Source organism: Micromonospora sp. R77, from assembly GCF_022747945.1.
GTDB lineage: Bacteria > Actinomycetota > Actinomycetes > Mycobacteriales > Micromonosporaceae > Micromonospora.
This window is the reverse complement of sequence record NZ_JALDST010000001.1, coordinates 6,513,350-6,527,514: the sequence shown is the minus strand read 5'-3', so window position 1 is coordinate 6,527,514 and position 14,165 is coordinate 6,513,350. Positions and strand designations below refer to the sequence as shown.

Here is a 14,165-nt window from a genome sequence, read left to right as displayed (position 1 = left end):
GCTCACCGGCTTACGGCGGCGGGCGGCCCGAACAGCGGCAGCAGCCGGTCGACGTCGAGGTACGTGGTGATGCCGGTGACCCGGTCGCGGACCACGTCGAGCAGGACCAGCGCGAACGGCAGGTGGGTGCCGTCGGGGCCCGGCCGGGTCTGCCAGTACGCCGGGGTGCCGTTCGCGGCGGTGGGCACGAGGCGGGCGCCGGCGCAGGAGCCGGCGGGGTCGAGCAGCGCCACGCGGATGTGCTCGCGGCCGTGCAGCCACCACCGCAGCGGCGGCATCGACATCGTGGCGTCCTCGTGCAGCAGGGTGACGAGGGTGTCGATGTCGTGCCGCTCGAACGCGTCGCAGTAGCGGGTGAGCAGGGTGCGCTGGGTGTCGTCCAGCGGTCGCAGCGGCTCCCCGGGTGTCGGCGCGACCGTCCGCAGCGTCGACCTCGCCCGTTGCAGGGCGCTGGTCACCGAGGCGACGCTGCTGTCCAGCAGTCCCGCCACCTCCTCCGCGCGCCAGCACAGCACGTCGCGCAGGATCAGCACGGCGCGTTGTCGGGGCGGCAGGTGCTGCAGGGCGGCGACGAACGCCAGCCGCAGGGTCTCCCGCTGCACCACCAGGTGTTCCGGGGACGCGTCGGCCGGCAGGAGCCGGCTGTCGGGGGCCGGCAGGATCCAGGTGTGTTCGGGTTCGGTCGCGCCGATGCCGCCCCCGGCCGGCCCGAGGTCGACGGCCAGCGCCCGCCGTTGCGCGCTGCGCAGCATGTCGAGGCAGATGTTGGTGGCGATGGTGTAGAGCCACGTGCGCAGGGATCCGCGCCGCTGGTCGTAGCGGTCGAGGGACCGCCAGGCCCGGGTCAGCGTCTCCTGGACCGCGTCCTCGGCCTCGAAACCGGAGCCCAGCATCCGGTAGCAGTAGCCGGTCAGCTCGCTGCGGTACGCCTCGAGCCGGGCAGCACCGTCGGTCGGCGTCTGCGGCACCGCACCACCATACGCAGCCACCGATGAGTTTCGCGTCCCCGATCCGTATCCCGGTCGGAGCGTGCGGCGGGCGTGCGCGGTGACGAGGGGCGGTACGACGTGGTGGACGGGAACGATCCGGTGCGGGCGGCGGTGGTCGCGGAGCGTCGGGAGCAGGCGGAGCTGCTGGCGACGCTCGACCGCGAGCAGTGGGACGCGCCGACGCTCTGCGTCGGGTGGCGGGTACGCGAGGTGGTGGCCCACGTGACCATGCCGTTCCGGATGTCCCTGCCGCGGACCGTGGCGGAACTGGTGCGCTCGGGTGGCCGGTTCGACCGGATGGCGGACCGGTGCGCGCGCCGCGACGCGGCCCGGATGTCGCCGGAGCAGCTGGTCGCGGTGCGGCGCGACACGGCCACCCATCCGTGGACGCCGCCGGGCGGCGGGGTGGCCGGGGCGTTGGCCCACGACGTCATCCACGGGCTCGACATCACCGTCGGTCTCGGTGTGGACCGCCGGGTGCCGCCGGAGCGGTTGGCGCTGGTGCTGACCGGGATGCGGCCCCGCAACATCGCCTACTTCGGGGTGGATCTCACCGGGGTGCGGCTGCGGGCCACGGACGTCGACTGGAGCCTGGGCGACGGCACGCCGCTGACGGGGCTCGCCCAGGACCTGCTGCTCGTGGTGTGTGGACGCCGGCTGCCGCCGGGCCGCCTCACCGGCGGCGCGGCGGCCCGTTTCACCGCGGGCGGGTGAGTGTCGCCGCCGTTCAGTCGCGGGGGCCGAGGTCGCCGGCGCGGTAGTGCCGGCGGCACAGCACCTGGTAGCGCACGTCGGTGCTGTCGGCGGTGTCGCCGATGACGACCTGCGCGCCCTCGCGGACGACGTGCCCGTCGACGACCCGGGCGTTGAGCAGCCCTTCCCGGCCGCACCAGCAGAGCACCTCGACCTGGATGCGGGCCACCGAGTCGGCGAGTTCGAACAGCCGCCGGGCGGCCGGGAAGAGGCTGGAGCGGAAGTCGGTGGCCAGGCCGAACGCGTACACGTCGACGTCGTAGTGGTCGACGAGCTCGGCCATCTGCTCGACGTGTTCCAGCTCGTAGAAGGAGGCCTCGTCGCAGATGAGGTAGTCGACGCGTACCCCGTCGGCCCACGCGTCGCGGACCAGGTCGCGCAGATCCAGGCCGTCGGTGACCTCGATCGCGGCGTGGGCCAGGCCGATGCGGGTGGTGACCTGCGGGCCCAGCGACCGGTCGATGCGGGTGGTGACCAGCCCGCGGCGGCCCTGCCGGGCGTGGTTGTGGTTCATCTGCAGGGCCATCGTGGACTTGCCGCAGTCCATCGGCCCCCAGAAGAACTTCAGCGCGGCGGCGTGCAGCGGCCGGCCGTCGAGGCCACGGGCGGCGGCGCAGCCGGTGCGGGTGTCGTCCGGGCCGGGCAGCAGGGGCCGGGCCAGACAGATCGGGGCGGCAGCGGCGTCGTCGGTCACGTCGGGGCAGCCTAGCCGATCGACCCCGCTGGATCCGGCCCGTGCGGGTCCGCCGCTAGAGCACCCGGGGTGGGGTGTTGCCGGCGGCGAGGATGGCCCGCCGCATCGGCACGGCGGCCAGCAGCGCGAACCCGACCACGAAGAAGATCAGCAGGGAGACCAGGCCCACCCGGTAGGAGGCGGTGAGCTGGAACACCAGGCCGAAGGCGAGCGGCCCCAGCCAGCTGGTGCCCTTGTCGCTGATCTCGTAGAAGCCGTAGTACTCGCCCTCCCTGCCGGCGGGGATGAGCTGGCTGAACAGCGATCGGCTCAGCGCCTGGCTGCCGCCCAGGACCAGGCCGATCGCCCCGCCGAGGATCATGAACGGCACCGGCGCCTCGGCGGGCAGCCGGAACGCGGCGATGATCACACCGGTCCACAGCACCAGGGACAGCAGCACCGTCTTCCACGCGCCGATGCGCCGGGCCAGGGCGCCGAGCGCGAGGGCGCCGCCGAAGGCGAGGAACTGCACCAGCAGGATCGTCACGATCAGGGTGCTCTGCGGCAGCCGCAGCTCCTCGGTGCCGTACTGACTGGCCAGGGTGATGACGGTCTGGATGCCGTCGTTGTAGACCAGGAAGGCGAGCAGGAAGAACAGCGTCAGCGGGTACGCCTTGACCTCCCGCAGGGTGCGGCCGAGTTGCCGGAACCCGTCGGTGAGCACGTTCCCGCCGCCGTGCTGCGCCTCGGCGGTGGGGTGTTCGCGCAGCCAGCGCAGCGGCAGCAGGGTGAACGCCGCCCACCACACCCCGGCCGAGACGATCGACCAGCGGGCCAGGTCCAGGGTGCGCTGCGGGTTGCCCTCCTCGCTGAGCATGGTGACCGCGACCAGGTTGAGCGCCAGCAGCAGCCCGCCGCCGAGGTAGCCGATGGCCCAGCCGCGGCTGGAGACCGCGTCGCGTTCGTCGGGGCCGGCGAGCTGCGGCAGGAACGAGTTGTAGACCACCACGGCCGCACCGAAGGAGATGTTCGCGACCAGGAACAGCGCCCCGCCGAGCAGGTAGCGCTCGCCGGTGACGAAGGCGAACGCGACGGTGGCGCCGGCGCCGGTGAACGCGGCGGCGGCGAGCAGCCGCTTCTTGTGCGTCGACCGGTCGGCGACCGCGCCGACCACGGGCAGCACGAACACGGTCAGGAACACCGACAGCGAGATTAGGTACGGGTAGTAGGAGCCGGCGGCGACCCGGATGCCCAGCGGGTGCACGTACCCGTCGCAGCTGTCCGCGCCGAGCGTGCACCCGGCGGCCAGTTCGGTGACGGTGGTGAGGAACGGGCCGAGGAAGACCGTGATGACGGTGGTCTGGAACGCCGAGTTCGCCCAGTCGTACAGGTACCAGCCGCGCCGCTCGCGGCGAGTGCTCGCCGGTTGCGGGGTGTCGGCAACGGCGGGGGTGACCGTCTCGGCCATCGCGGTCCTCGGGGTTCAGGCGGCCCAGTGGCCGCGGCTGCGGTAGACGTCGCGCAGCACGCCGACGTGATCGGTCATGATGCCATCCACACCGAGATCAAGTAAGTCGTGCATGTCGGCAGGTTCGTCGATCGTCCACACGTGCACCTGCAACCCGATCCGGTGGCAGTACGCCAGGAACCGCCGGTCGACCACGGGGATGCGCCCGTAGCGGACGGGGACCTGGGCGGCGACCACGGACGGCGGCAGCCGCAGCGGCCGGCCGTGCAGGGAGGCCATCCGCAGTCGGGCGACGCCGCGCATGCCGAGGCTGCTGGCGACCTTCGGCCCGGCCAGGGCGCGCAGCCGGGTCAGCCGGGCGTCGCTGAAGGAGGCGAGCAGCACCCGTTCGGCGGCGCCGACCCGGGTGACGGTGTCGACGGTGGGTACGACGCCGCTGTCGGCCTTGACGTCGATGTTGAACCGGACCTCGGGCCAGGCGCCGAGGACCTCGTCGAGGCGGGGGACGACGGCGGCGCCGCCGACGCGTACCGAGGCCAGGTCGGCCCAGCGCAGGTCGGCGATGCGCCCGGGTTCGCCGGTGACCCGGCCCAGGGTGGGGTCGTGGAAGATCACGGCGACGCCGTCGGCGGTGGCGTGCACGTCGGTCTCGACGTACCGGTAGCCCAGCGCGATGGCGCGGGCGAACGCGGCGGCGGTGTTCTCGTCGCCGTCGGCGGCGCCGCCGCGGTGGGCGAACGCGAGGGGCGCGGGGGCGTCGAGGTAGCCGAAGCGGGGCTGCACGCCCGGCAGTATGCCCGCCCCGGGTGTCGTTCGGGTGACCGGCTGGCGACCACGCCATCGCATGGCATTCCCTATCGCTCCTTTTCATGCCTATGATGGCGCACGATGAGTAACGATGTGTATTCCGTGGAGCAAGTGGCGGAGCTGTTGAGTCTGCATCCGCGCACGGTGCGCGGCTACATCCGCGCCGGCCGCCTGCCGGCGGTGCGGATCGGCAAGCAGTACCGGATCGCCCGCGCCGACCTCGACGCGTTCACCGGCCGCCCGGCACCGGCCCGGCCCACCGGCCCGGCCGTGGAGGTGTCGAGCATCGTCGGCGTCGACGGGGTCGACCGGGTCGCCGCGGACCGGCTCGCCACCCTCGTCCTGGCCGCCGCGAACACCGGCCGTGACCAGGCCCCGCTGCGCATCCAGACCGTGTACGACGACGAGAGGCACCGCATGAAGATCGTGGTCCTGGGCGGCGCGGCCGCCACCGCCGCGCTGCTGCACCTGCTCGACGGCGTGCTGACCGGCGACAACGCCCTGTTCGCCGGGGAGGCCGACGATGCCTGACCTGGTGCAGGACCGGGCCGGCGTGCCGGTGCTGGTGTGCGACCCGGCCGGCCCGCCGCTGGTCACCGAGGCCGACGCCCTCGACCTGATCGGCGCGGCGTTCGCCGGCGCGGAGGTGGTGGCCGTGCCGGCGAGCCGGCTGGGTCCGGACTTCTTCGCCCTCGGCACCCGGTTCGCGGGGGACGTCATGCAGAAGTTCGTCAACTACCGGTTGCGGCTGGTCGTGGTCGGTGACATCTCCGGGCACCTGGCGGAGAGCGCGGCCCTGCGCGCCCTGGTGCACGAGTCGAACCGCGCCGACCACGTTTGGTTCGTGCCGGACCTCGACGCCCTCGACGCCCGGCTGCGCGCCGGCCGGCCGGCGGGCGCGGCCGGCACCCGCTGAGCGGTCAGGCCAGCCACCCGGCGGTGGTCGCGGTGACCGTCCGGCCGTCGAGGTCGGCGAGCTTCATGCCGACGAACTGCCGGGCGGTGGTCGAGGTCTGCACCAGGCGCCGGGTCCAGGTCGGTCAGGGTGGCGACCACCGCCGCGGCGGCGTCCGCCGGGGACTGCGCCGCCGCGAACGCCCCGGCGCTGCGCTGCAGGTACGCCCGCAGCGCCGGCCCGTACCCGGCGGCGTCGACGGCGGCGTCCCGGTCGACGCCGACGTTGGTGACGAACTCGCTGGCCACCGCGCCCGGCTCGACCACGGTGACGGTGACCCCGACGGTGGCGGCCAGGGGCGCGAGGGACTCCATGAACCCCTCGACGGCGAACTTCGCCGCGCAGTACCGCCTCGTTGAACGGCTGCCCGACCACGCCGCCGACGCTGGAGACGGTGACCAACCGGCCCCGGGCGGCCCGCAGGTGCGGCAGCGCGGCCCGGCTGACGTGCAGCACCCCGAAGAAGTTGACCTCCATGACGGCCCGTACGTCGTCGATGGTCTCCTGTTCCAGGGTGCCGACGTGCCCGGTCGCCGGCGTTGTTGACCACCGCGTCGAGCCGGCCGTGCGCGTCGACCACGTCGGCCACGCAGGCGGTGACCGACGCCTGGTCGGTGACGTCGAGCCGGCGTACCTCCAGCAGGTCGGCGGCCCGGCGGCGTCGGCGGCGCGGCGCTAGCGCGTCGGCGCGCGACACGTCGCGCATGGTGGCCACAGTCCGCCAGCCGGCGCGGGCCGCGCCCACGGCGGTCTCCAGGCCGATGCCGGTGGACGTGCCGGTGATCAGTACGGTCGGTGCGCTCATGGTGTTTCCCGCTCTCGTCGCCGGATGACTCGCAGAGTCTCATCCTTCGAGCGCACGCGAAGGCAAATCGGGTCAGCCGGCCAGGTGTCGGCGGTGGATCCGGCTGACGTCCACCGGGCGGCCCGGGTCGACGTGGCGGGGGCCGTCCGGCTCGTCAGGGCGCAGCGGCACCAGGCAGTCGGTGATCGCGTCGATGATCCGGTCGGTGGCCCGTCGGGCCGCGCCGGGGGAGCCGGGTGGCACGTCGGCCAGGGCGACCGGGGCGCCGAAGTGCACCCGGATCACCGGGCGTCGCCGCACCGCGTGGGCGATGCCGCGCAGCATGCCCTGGGGTGCCCGGTAGGGGAGCACCTCGTGGGAGCCCCACTGGGCGACGGGGACGACCGGGGCGCCGCTGGCGAAGGCGAGCCGGGCGGCGCCGGTCTTGCCGCGTTCGGGCCACATGCCCGGGGCGAGGCCGATGCGCCCCTCCGGGTAGACCAGGACCACCGAGCCGCGGGCGACGGCCGCGGCGGCGGTGTCGAGGGCCTGGTGCACCGACGTGGTGCCCCGGTCGACGCGGATGTGCCCGGCCCGGCGCATCAGTGCGCCGAGCACCGGGGTCCGGAACAGGCCGCCGGTGGCCATGATCCTGGGGGCGATCCCGCGGGCCCGGCAGGCGGCGGCGAGCACCACCGGGTCGAACAGGCTGATGTGGTTGGCCGCCAGCACGAGCGGGCCGCGGCGCAGCTCGGCCGGCACGTCGCCGGTGACCTCGAGGTGGCCGAGCGCGCCGACGGCGGCCCGGGCCAGCAGTTGCGCGGCGCGCCACAGCAGCGGCGCCCGCCATCCGGTGGTGTCCATCAGTGCTGGATGGTCGCACGCGGGCGCGCGGCCCGGTGACCCGATCCCGGGTCGGGTGGCCGAGGTGATCAGGGTCATTGGTCCCGGGTCGGGTCGGGCCCTGCGGCCCTGCCGATTTCTCTACGACGAGCAGTAGTATTTACTACGTCTCGTAGTACGCATGGCTGGGGGTTCACAGGTGGACGCGTTGGACGTCGCCCGCTGGCAGTTCGGTGTCACCACCGTCTACCACTTTCTCTTCGTGCCGCTGACGATCGGCCTGTCGATCCTGGTGGCCATCCTCCAGACGATGTGGCACCGCACCGGCAACGAGCGCTACCTGAAACTCACCAAGTTCTACGGCAAGCTCTTCCTGATCAACTTCGCGATGGGCGTGGTCACCGGCATCGTGCAGGAGTTCCAGTTCGGCATGAACTGGAGCGACTACTCCCGCTTCGTCGGCGACATCTTCGGCGCCCCCCTGGCCATCGAGGCCCTGGTCGCGTTCTTCCTCGAATCCACCTTCATCGGCCTGTGGATCTTCGGCTGGGACCGGCTGCCCAAGCGGGCCCACCTGGCCAGCATCTGGGCCGCCGCCATCGGCACCAACCTGTCCGCGTACTTCATCCTCGCCGCGAACTCGTTCATGCAGAACCCCGTCGGCTACCGGATCAACCCCGACAGCGGGCGCGCCGAACTCACCGACTTCCCGGCCGTGCTCACCAACAAGGTCGCCCTGGTCACCTTCCCGCACACCCTCGCCGGCGCGTTCCTCGTCGCCGGCTCGCTGATCGTCGCCGTCGGCCTGTGGCACGTCATCCGCAACCGCGACAGCGCCGACACCGACGCCTACCGCTTCGCCACGAAGTTCGGCTCCTGGGTGGTGCTGGTCTCCTCGGCGCTGGTGCTGCTAACCGGCGACATCCAAGGCAAGATCATGACCGAGGTGCAGCCGATGAAGATGGCCGCCGCCGAGGGCCTCTACACCACCGAGAGCCCCGCCTCGTTCTCCGTGCTCACCGTCGGCAGCCTCGACGGCAGCCGCGAGGTCTTCGCCCTCAAGATCCCGTACCTGCTGTCGTTCCTCGGCACCGGCGACCCGAACGGCACCGTGCAGGGCATCAACGACCTGCAGGCCCAGTACGCCAGCCAGTACGGCGCCGGCAGCTACACCCCGATCATCCCGGTCACCTACTGGAGCTTCCGCTTCATGATCGGCTTCGGGTTGGCCGCCGCCGCGATCGCCCTGCTGGTGCTCTGGACCCAGCGCAAGGGCCGCACCCCCACCAGCAGGTGGCTGCTGCGCGCCGGCCTGGTCCTGCCGGCCCTGCCGCTGCTCGCGAACTCCTTCGGCTGGATCTTCACCGAGATGGGCCGCCAACCGTGGATCGTCTTCGGCGAGATGCTCACCCGCAACGGCGTGTCCCGCTCGGTGTCGCTGACCGAGGTGCTCACCTCCTTCACCGCCTTCACCCTGATCTACGCCGCCCTCGCCGTCGTCGAGTTCAAACTGCTGGTCCGCTACGCCCGCGCCGGCGTCCCCGACGTCGACCCCGCGCCCACCGACGACGACCGCGACGACGCCGACCGCCCGCTCGCCTTCGCCTACTGATCCCCGGAGCCCATCGTGGAACTGACCACCGTCTGGTTTCTCCTCGTCGCCGTGCTCTTCACCGGCTACTTCATCCTCGAAGGCTTCGACTTCGGCGTCGGCATGCTGCTGCCCGTGCTCGGCCGCGACGACCGGGAACGCCGCGTCCTGATCAACACCATCGGCCCGGTCTGGGACGGCAACGAGGTCTGGCTCATCACCGCCGGCGGTGCGATGTTCGCCGCCTTCCCCGAGTGGTACGCCACCCTCTTCTCCGGCTTCTACCTGCCGCTGCTGCTGATCCTGCTCGCGCTCATCGCCCGCGGCGTCGCCTTCGAATACCGGCACAAGCGCCCCGAGGCGTCCTGGAAGCGCCGCTGGGACACGGCGATCTTCGTCGGCTCGCTGCTGCCGGCCATCCTCTGGGGCGTCGCCTTCGCCAACATCCTGCGCGGCGTGCCGCTGACGGCCGACCACGAGTACGCCGGCGGCCTCGCCGACCTGCTCCACCCGTACGCCCTGCTCGGTGGCGTGACCACGGCCGCGCTCTTCCTCACCCACGGCGCGGTGTTCATCGCCCTCAAGACCACCGGCGACATCAGGGAACGGGCCGGCGCCCTCGCCGTGCGCCTCGGTGTCGGCACCGCCGTGGTGGCGGTGGCGTTCCTGGCCTGGACGCTGACCATCCGCTCCAGCACGGCCGCCGTCGTGCTCGCGGTCGGCGCGGCCCTCGCCCTGGTCGGTGGCCTGGCCGCCGCCCGGGTACGCCGGGAGGGCTGGGCGTTCACCGGCACCGCGGTGGCCATCGCCCTGGCCGTGGCGACCCTGTTCGCCGCGCTCTTCCCGAACGTCATGCCGTCCACCCTCGACGCCGCCGGCACGCTCACCGCGACGAACGCCGCCTCCACCCCCTACACCCTGAAGATCATGACCTGGGTGGCGGTGGTGTTCACCCCGATCGTGCTCGCCTATCAAGGTTGGACGTACTGGGTGTTCCGCAAGCGGATCGGGGTATTGAACATCCCGCAACACTGATGAGCCTGCGGGCGCGGGAAACGCGGGGCCGGTGCGAGGGGGTCGCACCGGCCCCGCGGGGTGTTCAGCCCTGCGCCAGCTCGGCGTCGGCGCGCCGGGTGAGCAGGGTCAGCACCCGGGCCGTGGCCGCCGCGTCCTCGGCGGGGATGTCCGCATAGAGCCGGGCGACGATGGCGCCGGTCGCGTCGGCGATCAGGCGGTGCCGCTCCCGCCCGAGGTCGGTGAAGGCCAGACCCGGCCCGTCGGCGGGCAGCGCTCGCAGCAGGCCGGCGTCGATCAGCTCGGCGAGGGTCGTGGCGACCGTCGACTCGTCGACCTTCAGGACGCCGGTCAGTCGCCGTACGAGCGCGGACCGGACGGCGGCCCCGCCCTCGGCGGCGACGGCGTTGAGCGCGAGGCTCTGGGCGAAGGTCAGCCCGATGCCGGTCAGTTCGCGTTCGAGGAGCGCCCGGGTCGCGTGGTGGGCCTGGCCGATGACCTGGCCGGACAGCGTGGTCGACATGGAGTCCTCCTGTGTTGGCGCAACCAATGTTGGCCGGACCAACATAGCAGGAATCGTGGGTCCGACCAACGAATCCTGGTAGGGTGCCACCATGGAACCCGGCACCCCCACCCGCCTCCGCACCACCCCCAGCTGGCTGCTCACCCAGACCGCCGCCCACGCCGCCCGCCTCGTCGCCGACGGCCTCAGCGCCCTCGACGCCCGCGGCTACCACTACCGACTCCTCGCCGCCCTCGACGAGCACGGCCCCGCCAGCCAGGCCGACCTCGGCCGTCGCTGCGGCATCGACCGCAGCGACGTCGTCGCCGTCCTCAACGACCTCACCGCCAGGAACCACGTGCGCCGCGACCCCGACCCCGCCGACCGCCGCCGCAACGTCATCACCCTCACCGACACCGGCCGCCGCGAACTGCACCGGATGGGGGAGACCCTCGACCGGGTCCAGGACACCCTGCTCGCCCCACTGTCCGCCGCCGACCGCGCCACCCTGACCCGGCTGCTCACCACCCTGCTCGACCACCACCGTGGCGGCCCCGTGACACGATGACCCGCGCCCGCCCGCCACCCGCGCCAGGGAGCCGACCGATGCGACACCACCGCGCCGCACTCGTCCACGCCACCCTCGCCACCCTCGGCCTGCTCACCATCGGCTGGCTGCTCGCCACCGGCACCACCCGCCCCTACTACGACCTCGACGGCGACCGCCCCGGCGCACCCACCCTCACCTGCGCCCCCGTCCTGGCCGCCCCGCACGGCAGCGCCGACACCTGGCCCGACGACAGGCACGAATACGCCACCGACGGCGGCACCCGCGTCGACCACGACTCCGCGGTCCGCACCACCGCCGCCTGCCAACAACTGCGCGGCCGAACCCTCGGCTGGGCACTGCTGCTGGCCATCCCCACCACAGTGCTCACCACCCTCGCCATCACCGGCAGACGCCGCACCGACCACTGACCCCGGACCACGCACGCACGGCTAGACCCCGGGGGAGCGGCCCGCTACGCGCCCCACCGGCCGGAGCCACGCGGAGCGGGCCGAATCACCCCCTCGGCCACCCCGGCCCGACGCAACTCCTGCAGCAGAATCCGGATCATCGTCCGCGCCATCAACGGCATCGCGCCGTCCTTGCAGTCCAGCCACAACCACGGCCCATCCGGATGCGGCTGCACCGCCGACACGAAGTTCGGGGTGTAGAACCTGCTCTCCGTGTCGGCGCTCTCCGCGGCCCGCCCCTCCTCATCGGTCAGGTATTCCTGACCGTCCCACCCGACCGACAGGAAACGCGTCGCGGCCACGGAGAGCGCCGCCGCCGCGGCCACCCCCTCCGCCGTCGCCACCTGCACCGAAAAGTCCTGGTGCCCCAGATAGCCGTACGCGTCCACCACCAGACCGAAGGCCGCCGGATCCACCCGCAGACCCACCGACGACGGGAACTCCAGCTCGATCGCCCGACGCATCAACCGCGCCCCGGCCCGATCCAGACGGTCCACGCACTCCACCGACCGCCGCCACAGCACATCCACGTCCCGCGGACCGACACCACCCTCGACCATGCCCGCAGCCTGCCAGCACTCACCGACAAGAATCAATGGACCCCACCGGCGTCACCGCGCCTCGCGCAACTCCGCCAACCGCGCCTCGATCTCCGCCAACTCCGCCCGCAACTTCTCCGCCTGCTGCTCCGCCTCCGCCCGCTCCGCACCCAGGATCTGCTCCACCGCCTCCTGCACACCCGGCACATCCACCAGCGCCACCATCCGCAACGCCTCCGCCGGCTTCACCACATACGGCTTCGCCAGCGCCTTCGCCCCCTGCTGCGCCGCCACCGTCCACTCACCATCCGCGTACGCCAACGTCACCGTCAGCCCCGCCGGGGTCTTCGGCTTCGCCGCCTTCACCGCCCGCTTCGCCGGCCTCGGCTCCACCTGCTGCTCCACCTTCGGCTCCTCCCGGCGCGGCTCGGGCACCCGAGGCGTGTCCAACACGAACTCCGGCTCCGGCGACACCTGCGCAGGCACCGCCGGCTCCGGCCTCGGCTCCGCCGCGCGCCGCCCCGCCCCCTTCGGCACGATCGCCACGTCGGCGGGGGAGAAGGGCAACTCGTCCCGACCGAACCGCACCACCACGAACTCCTCGGACTGCTCCGGATCGGTCAACTCCACCACCTGACCGACCTGCCCGGCCATCTGACCAGCCGCCGCCGTGAACACCACCCTCGGCTTGCGGCCCGCCGCCAACGCCTCCCGAATACCCTGCACCTCGTCACTGGACAAACCCTGGCCCGCCATCACAGCCCTCTTCCGTACACGTGTTTGATTGCAGCCTTGATACCAGGCAACTGCGACAAGCGGAAGATCAACCACCCAGCGCGCGCAACGCCGCGTCCGCGTGCTCGTTCATGCTCAACTCGCTGTGCACCACCGCCAACACCCGCCGATCCACGCCGATCACGAACGTCATCCGCCGCGTGCTCAACGCCCCCAACGGCAACCGCCGCCGCACCCCGAACGCCTCCGCCACCGCACCGTCGACATCCGACAACAACGGATAGTCGAACCCGTGCCGCCGCGAGAACTCCGCCTGCCGCTCCACCGGATCCCGACTGATCCCCACCCGCTGCGCACCCACCGCCGCGAACTCCGCCGCCAGATCCCGGAAATGACAACTCTCCGCCGTGCACCCCCGCGTCAACGCCGCCGGATAGAAGAACACCACCACCGGCCCCGCCGCCAGGAACTCCGACAACCGGCGCACCGCCCCCGTCTCGTCCGGCAACGCGAAATCCGCCACCACATCCCCGACGCCCACACCCACCGCGCACCTCCACCACTCGGACCCGACGCGCGGAGCCTAAGCGACCCGACCCCCGAGACCTAGGCCAACCGACCCCACACCGCCGCCACCTCGTCGGCCACCACCGCCGCCTGCGCCCGACCGGCCCGCGCAGCACCCGCCCGACGCGCCGGATCCAACACGTTACGACCGATCGCCCGCCGCGCCGCCCCGTCCGGCGTCACCACCGCCACCCGCGCCGACCGCCGCAACCCGGCCACCTGCGCCGCCAGCCGCGGCATCGGCCCGAACGCCGACGACACCGGCGCCAACACCACCACCGCCTCCGCCCCCTCGGCCAGATCCGCATTCACCGCCGACCGCACCCCACCGTCGACGAACCGACGACCCGCGATCGTCACCGGCGGCCACACCCCCGGCACCGCGCAACTCGCCCCCACCGCATCCACCAACGACACCCCACTGCCCGCGTCGAACACCACGAACTCACCCGACACCGCGTCCACCGCCGTCACCCGCAACCGCGCCGGCCACTCCCGCACCGGCAACCGCCCCTCGATCACCGCCCGCCGCGACGCCTCCGACGGCGTCCGCGCCGCACACGCCATCGCCCCCACCCGGGCCCGCGCCCGCACCGCATCCCGCCCACGCCCACCCGCCCACACCCACCGCGCCAGCACCCCCACCCCCAACCGCGCCGCCACCTCACCCCCCGCCGGACGCAACTGCGCCGCGTACAACCGCTCCACCGGCACCCCCGAACACACCTGCGCACCCACCACCGAACCCGCCGACGTCCCCACCACCAGATCCGCCCCGACCAGGTCCACCCCCCGCTCCACCAGACCCGCCAGCAGCCCCAACTCCCAGGCCACCCCGGTCACCCCGCCACCGCCCAACACCAACGCCCGCGTCATCCCCGAGCCACCCTTCCCACGATCGCACCCGTGCCGGTCACGGTAACGTCAC

17 protein-coding genes and 1 pseudogene are annotated in these 14,165 nt (G+C 72.8%); 7 read left to right on the top strand and 11 right to left on the bottom strand.

Annotated features, from left to right (window positions below):
- Positions 1 to 2: 2 nt before the first annotated feature.
- On the bottom strand, positions 3 to 968 hold the full coding sequence (locus MRQ36_RS30325) for a sigma-70 family RNA polymerase sigma factor (protein WP_242800151.1): 966 nt from the start codon (positions 966 to 968) through the stop codon (positions 3 to 5).
- 72 nt (positions 969 to 1,040) lie between these two features.
- On the opposite strand from MRQ36_RS30325, the gene MRQ36_RS30320 reads away from it, so the two are divergent.
- The gene (locus MRQ36_RS30320; protein ID WP_242800150.1) at positions 1,041 to 1,703 is read left to right on the top strand and encodes a maleylpyruvate isomerase family mycothiol-dependent enzyme; all 663 of its coding nucleotides are present in this window, start codon (positions 1,041 to 1,043) and stop codon (positions 1,701 to 1,703) included.
- A gap of 13 nt (positions 1,704 to 1,716) precedes the next feature.
- On the opposite strand, the gene MRQ36_RS30315 is transcribed toward MRQ36_RS30320, so the two are convergent.
- The 3 genes from MRQ36_RS30315 to MRQ36_RS30305 are packed head-to-tail and all read right to left on the bottom strand — an operon-like array spanning position 1,717 to position 4,666.
- Positions 1,717 to 2,436 carry a thymidine kinase gene (locus MRQ36_RS30315; protein ID WP_374250944.1) on the bottom strand — a complete coding sequence of 240 codons (720 nt, stop codon included), beginning with the start codon at positions 2,434 to 2,436 and terminating at the stop codon, positions 1,717 to 1,719.
- Between the two features lie 55 nt (positions 2,437 to 2,491).
- Complete coding sequence (locus MRQ36_RS30310) at positions 2,492 to 3,883, bottom strand: MFS transporter (RefSeq protein ID WP_242800149.1); 1,392 nt, start codon at positions 3,881 to 3,883, stop codon at positions 2,492 to 2,494.
- 15 nt (positions 3,884 to 3,898) lie between these two features.
- On the bottom strand, positions 3,899 to 4,666 hold the full coding sequence (locus tag MRQ36_RS30305; protein ID WP_242800148.1) for a glycerophosphodiester phosphodiesterase family protein: 768 nt from the start codon (positions 4,664 to 4,666) through the stop codon (positions 3,899 to 3,901).
- 105 nt (positions 4,667 to 4,771) lie between these two features.
- On the opposite strand from MRQ36_RS30305, the gene MRQ36_RS30300 reads away from it, so the two are divergent.
- Entirely contained in the window at positions 4,772 to 5,221 is a 450-nt protein-coding gene (locus MRQ36_RS30300; RefSeq protein ID WP_242800147.1) for a helix-turn-helix domain-containing protein, read from the top strand.
- Positions 5,214 to 5,606 (top strand): DUF4180 domain-containing protein, encoded by a 393-nt coding sequence (locus MRQ36_RS30295; protein WP_242800146.1) that lies wholly within the window; start codon positions 5,214 to 5,216, stop codon positions 5,604 to 5,606. The genes MRQ36_RS30300 and MRQ36_RS30295 overlap by 8 nt, the downstream gene beginning before the upstream one ends.
- A 4-nt stretch (positions 5,607 to 5,610) precedes the next feature.
- Here the strand turns inward: MRQ36_RS30295 and MRQ36_RS30290 are convergent.
- Positions 5,611 to 6,450, bottom strand: a pseudogene (locus MRQ36_RS30290) (SDR family NAD(P)-dependent oxidoreductase).
- Between the two features lie 72 nt (positions 6,451 to 6,522).
- Positions 6,523 to 7,293, bottom strand: a complete 771-nt coding sequence (locus tag MRQ36_RS30285; RefSeq protein WP_242800145.1) for a 1-acyl-sn-glycerol-3-phosphate acyltransferase — start codon at positions 7,291 to 7,293, stop codon at positions 6,523 to 6,525.
- A gap of 178 nt (positions 7,294 to 7,471) precedes the next feature.
- On the opposite strand from MRQ36_RS30285, the gene MRQ36_RS30280 reads away from it, so the two are divergent.
- Together MRQ36_RS30280 and cydB are read left to right on the top strand one after the other, a co-directional pair.
- Complete coding sequence (locus MRQ36_RS30280) at positions 7,472 to 8,884, top strand: cytochrome ubiquinol oxidase subunit I (protein WP_242801467.1); 1,413 nt, start codon at positions 7,472 to 7,474, stop codon at positions 8,882 to 8,884.
- A gap of 15 nt (positions 8,885 to 8,899) precedes the next feature.
- Positions 8,900 to 9,898 (top strand): cytochrome d ubiquinol oxidase subunit II, encoded by a 999-nt coding sequence (cydB, locus tag MRQ36_RS30275; RefSeq protein ID WP_242800144.1) that lies wholly within the window; start codon positions 8,900 to 8,902, stop codon positions 9,896 to 9,898.
- A gap of 64 nt (positions 9,899 to 9,962) precedes the next feature.
- On the opposite strand, the gene MRQ36_RS30270 is transcribed toward cydB, so the two are convergent.
- Entirely contained in the window at positions 9,963 to 10,400 is a 438-nt protein-coding gene (locus tag MRQ36_RS30270) for a hypothetical protein (RefSeq protein ID WP_242800143.1), read from the bottom strand.
- Between the two features lie 91 nt (positions 10,401 to 10,491).
- Here MRQ36_RS30270 and MRQ36_RS30265 point away from each other — a divergent pair, with 91 nt between their 5' ends.
- A complete protein-coding gene (locus MRQ36_RS30265; RefSeq protein ID WP_242800142.1) occupies positions 10,492 to 10,947 on the top strand; it encodes a MarR family winged helix-turn-helix transcriptional regulator in 456 nt (151 codons plus the stop codon).
- A 38-nt stretch (positions 10,948 to 10,985) separates the two neighbouring features.
- A complete protein-coding gene (locus MRQ36_RS30260) occupies positions 10,986 to 11,357 on the top strand; it encodes a hypothetical protein (protein ID WP_242800141.1) in 372 nt (123 codons plus the stop codon).
- Between the two features lie 44 nt (positions 11,358 to 11,401).
- Here MRQ36_RS30260 and MRQ36_RS30255 read toward each other — a convergent pair whose 3' ends face one another.
- The 4 genes from MRQ36_RS30255 to MRQ36_RS30240 form a co-directional block, all read right to left on the bottom strand.
- Entirely contained in the window at positions 11,402 to 11,956 is a 555-nt protein-coding gene (locus MRQ36_RS30255) for a hypothetical protein (RefSeq protein WP_242800140.1), read from the bottom strand.
- Between the two features lie 51 nt (positions 11,957 to 12,007).
- The gene (locus MRQ36_RS30250; RefSeq protein ID WP_242800139.1) at positions 12,008 to 12,691 is read right to left on the bottom strand and encodes a hypothetical protein; all 684 of its coding nucleotides are present in this window, start codon (positions 12,689 to 12,691) and stop codon (positions 12,008 to 12,010) included.
- A gap of 67 nt (positions 12,692 to 12,758) precedes the next feature.
- Entirely contained in the window at positions 12,759 to 13,217 is a 459-nt protein-coding gene (locus MRQ36_RS30245; RefSeq protein ID WP_308194942.1) for a peroxiredoxin, read from the bottom strand.
- 59 nt (positions 13,218 to 13,276) lie between these two features.
- On the bottom strand, positions 13,277 to 14,113 hold the full coding sequence (locus MRQ36_RS30240; protein WP_242800138.1) for a patatin-like phospholipase family protein: 837 nt from the start codon (positions 14,111 to 14,113) through the stop codon (positions 13,277 to 13,279).
- Positions 14,114 to 14,165 lie beyond the last annotated feature (52 nt).

Coding starts and splice junctions, on each gene's coding strand:
- MRQ36_RS30300 (WP_242800147.1), top strand. CDS start 4,772: ATGAGTAACGATGTGTATTCCGTGGAGCAAGTGGCGGAGCTGTTGAGT.
- MRQ36_RS30270 (WP_242800143.1), bottom strand. CDS start 10,400: ATGTCGACCACGCTGTCCGGCCAGGTCATCGGCCAGGCCCACCACGCG.
- MRQ36_RS30260 (WP_242800141.1), top strand. CDS start 10,986: ATGCGACACCACCGCGCCGCACTCGTCCACGCCACCCTCGCCACCCTC.
- MRQ36_RS30265 (WP_242800142.1), top strand. CDS start 10,492: ATGGAACCCGGCACCCCCACCCGCCTCCGCACCACCCCCAGCTGGCTG.
- MRQ36_RS30285 (WP_242800145.1), bottom strand. CDS start 7,293: ATGGACACCACCGGATGGCGGGCGCCGCTGCTGTGGCGCGCCGCGCAA.
- MRQ36_RS30250 (WP_242800139.1), bottom strand. CDS start 12,691: ATGGCGGGCCAGGGTTTGTCCAGTGACGAGGTGCAGGGTATTCGGGAG.
- MRQ36_RS30310 (WP_242800149.1), bottom strand. CDS start 3,883: ATGGCCGAGACGGTCACCCCCGCCGTTGCCGACACCCCGCAACCGGCG.
- MRQ36_RS30240 (WP_242800138.1), bottom strand. CDS start 14,113: ATGACGCGGGCGTTGGTGTTGGGCGGTGGCGGGGTGACCGGGGTGGCC.
- MRQ36_RS30255 (WP_242800140.1), bottom strand. CDS start 11,956: ATGGTCGAGGGTGGTGTCGGTCCGCGGGACGTGGATGTGCTGTGGCGG.
- MRQ36_RS30295 (WP_242800146.1), top strand. CDS start 5,214: ATGCCTGACCTGGTGCAGGACCGGGCCGGCGTGCCGGTGCTGGTGTGC.